Below are 4,173 nucleotides of genomic sequence, written 5' to 3' on the forward strand. Positions count from 1 at the left end.
CCCGAACAGGAATATCGCCAGCGGCGGTCCCCACAGCGCCTGGGTGGCGACGATGGGCAGGCAGCTCGCCAGCGTGCCGATGCCTCCGGCGGCGATGAAGCCATGGCGGGCCTGCCAGCGGTCGGACAGGCCGGCGGCCAGCGGCGACACCAGGATGAAGGCGACGAAATACATCATCTGCACCCGGCCGATCTCCGCCTTGCTGGCGCCGTCGGCGGTCAGCATCAGCGGCACGAGGCAGAACAGGAAGGCGGTGGCGGCGATCTTGGTCGGAATGGCGCTCAGCACCATCAGGGCGGAAAACCGCAGGTCGCGGAACAGCGGCAAGGCGCTGCCCAGGGCGCGTCGCGTCGCCGCGCCGTCCGCCCGCCGCACCGCGGCACGGCCGCGCAGCAGCAGCAGGCTGACCGACAGGCCAGACCCCAGCGCCAGCACGGCCCCCAGCAGGAAGGTGACACGAAATCCCACCCTGTCGGCGATGATGCCGCCGCCGACCGGACCGCAGACGCCGGCCGCCAGCAGGGCGCCGATGAACATCGCCATGCCCGCGGCCCGGTTGCGCGGCGTGCTGTGATCCACGACGATGCCCTGGGCGGTGATGAGGACCAGCCCATAGCCCAACGCGGTCAGGCAGCGCCACAGCATCAGCTCATACAGGGAGCCGGCACCGGCGGTCAGCGCCAGACCGACGGCCGCCAGCGCCGCCCCGATGGCGAAGGAGCGCGCCCGCCCCCAGCGTTCGGAGACGCGTGCGCCCCCCGGCTGCGACAGCGCCCAGATCAGCATGAACAGCGTGATCGGCAGGCCGACCACCATGTCCGGCGTCAGCCAGGGCAGCTCGCCGGCGAAGGTCTTGGCATAGGCCGGCAGGAAGGGGCGCGACAGCTCCTCCGACAGACAGAACAGGAAGACCGGCAGCCGCAGGAAAACGAGGTTCAACGGCGGCGGCTCCGCGGCGCCGGGGGCGCGGAACCGGAAGCGGCGGGCAAGCACGGCCAGCCCGGCCTCCGCCCGGCGGAGCCGCGGGTCGTCGGGATCCATGGCGGCTCCCATGGCGGTGCCCGGCCGGCGGCGCAGGGCCGCAACCCGTGCGGCGAGGGCGGCATAGCGGGCGTTCACCGCGTCGAGCGCCGCCCCCGCGCCGCTTTCCAGCGCGCGGTCGGGGCTGGCGGCGGACGGACCGGGACATGCCGGCAAGGCCGCGCGGAAATCGCCCTCTTCCGCCAGGTCGGCCAACAGCCGCAAGGTCAGAACCCGCCGCATGGCAAGGTTCACCACCAGCTGCAGCACCTCGAAGATCAACAGCACCGAGACGATGACCACCGACAGCACGTCGAGCGCCAGATCGGTGGAGGCCTTGGCCAGGAACGCGCTGTCGATGCCGACATGCAGCATGCCGGCGGCCGCTCCGGCGCTTCCCAGGCGGCGTTCGACATCGACGAAGCCGCGTGCCAGCCGGCCATCGGCGGGGCCGTCCAGCCAGCCAGCCGGCATGGCGGCCGGCATGGCGGAGGCAGCCTCGCGGTCGAGCGGCGCACCCGCCGCCGCCACGATGCGGCCGGCCGGATCGCTGACCGCAAGATAGGCAATGCCCTCGTGGCGCTCGACCTCGGCCGCCAGCAGGGCATCGAGACCCGCCATGCGATCGAGCGGGATCCGGACGCCGAGCCCGCGGTCGATCTGCACGCCGACCAGGTCGCCCACCGTCCGCGCCTTGCGCGCCAGTTCCGGCTGGAACAGCGGGTCGAAGCTGCGCAGCGACAGCCAGGACGCCCCCCCCACCGCCAGGAGCAGGACCGCGACCGTGACGATGGTCAGCCTCAACACCAGGGCGGCGACCGGATCGCTCCGCCGGCCGGGGCTGTTGCATCCGCCGGGGGTCATGACGGGCCGCCTTTCAACGGCGCCATCGCGTCCAGCTCCCGCTCCAACTCCTCCATCGCGCGGTCGGCATCGGCGATGCCGTGGTACAGGCGGTCGCGCACCACCGCCAGCGGCGCGGTGCCCGCCGCCAGCCCGCGCCGGCCGCCACCCTGGCGGACGACGACGAAGACGGCGGCAAGCGTCGCCAGAGCGGCGATGCCCACAAGCGCCGACACTGCGGTATGCAGCCTGTCCTCCACCGCCGCCACCCGCGACCGAAGGCCGCCAAGCGAGGAGCGCAGGATCACCTCGCCGACAGCCTGGCCGAAGCTGTTGCGCACGCCGCTGCCGATCACGAGCAGGTCACCGTCGATCTGACGGCGCGGGGCACTGTCGGCTTCGGTTTTGGAGACACGACGCAATGGGCTGGGATGGCCGATGGCGCTGTGGTCGGCGGCGAACAGCACGATGCCGCGGTCGTCCACCACTTCGACGCCGAGAATTTCCTCGCCGGAAGCCGCGCGCTCGGCCTGCGCCTGCAGATCGACCAGTTCGGACAGGTCCAGCCCCAATGTCAGGCCAAACTCGACCCGGCGCCGCATCTCGTCGGCGACAACACTCAGGCGGGAGGCGGCGACCTCGCGCAGTTTCTGAGCGAACTTCAGTTCGGACAGGGCGACCGACAGAAGCACGGCCGTCGCAACCGTCGCCGCGATGACGGCGCCGGTGCGCAGGGCCAGCCCCCCGCCAAGCCTCATCGCCCCCCTCTCATCTCACCTCTATGGGATGACACGCCGATGCATCAGCCACGGACCGCCCAATGCTCCATACCAATCCGACGGGCGCACCCGAACGGACCATCGTCAGTTCGATGAATCGCCAATCCCTCGAACCTTGGCAAGCGGTTTCGGGTGGCGTGCCAATCCGTCGCGCCGGCGGACGCAGGCGACGGCCGACCGGTTGGAGAGACCGCGGCGATGGGGCCAGGGCCTCAGCCCGGCGGCATGGCGCCGGCACGCATGTCGCGCACCGGACGCAGGTCCGAGGGCCACAACGTCGCACCGCCGTCATCCGGGCCGGCGGGACCGTCATCGTCCAATCCGCCGGACAGGTCCGGAACCGAGGTCTTGCGCAGCTCGGCCAACGCCACCAGCGCCTCGCGGTCGCCGGTTGCCGCCGCGGCCTGCAGCCACAGGGCCGCCTCGGCCGGATCGCGATCCACCCCCACCCCTTCGCGCAGGCACAGGCCAAGGCGGTATTGCGCCGCCGGATGGCCCTGTTCGGCGGCGGCACGCAGCCAGCGCACCGCTTCGCCCTCGTCACGGTCGATCCCCCGGCCGTCGAGCAGGAGAAGGGCGAGGTTGACCTGGGCGGGGGCGGAGTGCTGAAGCGCCGCCAGCCGGTACCAAAGCGCCGCCTTGGCCGGATCGCAGGGCACCCCGGCCCCATGTTCATGCATGTAGCCGAGGTTGTTCTGCGCCCCGACATCGCCCTTGGCGGCGGCACGCCGGTACCAGGAGACCGCCCGGCGCGGATCGGGAGGCACGCCGATGCCGTTGGCCAGCAGGAAGGCCAGCATGGTCTGCGCCGCGACATGGCCCTGGCGGGCGGCACGGCGGTACCAGGGGACGGAGGCGGCGACATCGGTCGTCCGCAGCGCCTCCGCCAGCCGGAACTGCGCGTCGCTGTCGCCCAGTTCGGCCTTCATCCGGGTCCAGAGCGTGGGCGTGGCAAGCATGGGCTTGGCAAGCATGGACATGGCGCCGGCACCTTCGTCGATTGTCCCCCGGGGGCTTCGGTCCACCAACAGCGCGCGAACCGGCTTTATTCCAGTCGCCGCGACGTTGTGAAGCAACCCTCGCGCCCGAGTCTGTCCCGCCACCGCCGCCCGTTCAACCTCCCCAGCCGGCGGTCGAGGAATTGTCATGATGGTCCCATTGGTGAAGAATGACCATCCCTTCGCGCCCCGCGCCATCCGGACGCATAGGGGCAAAAGTGTGGGGGCAAACGTGTGGGTGCGGAGGGGGAGCGGGTGGACGGCACAGCGGCGAACGGCCTGGACCTGGTCCTGCGCAGCGACCTGTCCGAACTGCAACGGCTGGCCGCCGCGGTGGAGGATTTCATCGCGCGCATGGGCCTGCCTCCCGATCTGGCCTTCAGCATCAACCTCTGCCTCGACGAACTGGTCACCAACACCGTGACCCATGGCTATCGGGATCGAACCGGCGACGGGAAGACCGGTCCGCATCGGATCCGGGTGCGGCTGGAAGCCGTGGGCCGCGAACTGCGGGCGGAGGTGGAGGACGATGC

General features: G+C 71.4%; 4 protein-coding genes. 1 reads left to right on the forward strand and 3 read right to left on the reverse strand.

Annotation, left to right across the window (positions count from 1 at the left end; all coding sequences use genetic code 11):
• From I71_RS27420 to I71_RS27430, 3 genes are all read right to left on the reverse strand, one after another.
• The coding region (locus I71_RS27420; protein WP_042701468.1) for an MFS transporter at positions 1-1,884 on the reverse strand (1,884 nt) is incomplete at its 3' end.
• Positions 1,881-2,621, reverse strand: coding sequence for a hypothetical protein (locus tag I71_RS27425; protein WP_042701471.1), 741 nt, complete (start codon positions 2,619-2,621; stop codon positions 1,881-1,883). The genes I71_RS27425 and I71_RS27420, both read right to left, overlap by 4 nt.
• 233 nt (positions 2,622-2,854) lie before the next feature.
• Positions 2,855-3,622, reverse strand: coding sequence for a tetratricopeptide repeat protein (locus I71_RS27430; RefSeq protein ID WP_244434083.1), 768 nt, complete (start codon positions 3,620-3,622; stop codon positions 2,855-2,857).
• A 273-nt stretch (positions 3,623-3,895) separates the two neighbouring features.
• Here I71_RS27430 and I71_RS27435 point away from each other — a divergent pair.
• A partial coding sequence (locus tag I71_RS27435) for an ATP-binding protein (RefSeq protein WP_042701474.1) occupies positions 3,896-4,173 on the forward strand: 278 nt, incomplete at its 3' end.

The sequence above is a fragment of the Azospirillum sp. B506 genome, from assembly GCF_000333595.1.
Taxonomy (GTDB): domain Bacteria; phylum Pseudomonadota; class Alphaproteobacteria; order Azospirillales; family Azospirillaceae; genus Azospirillum.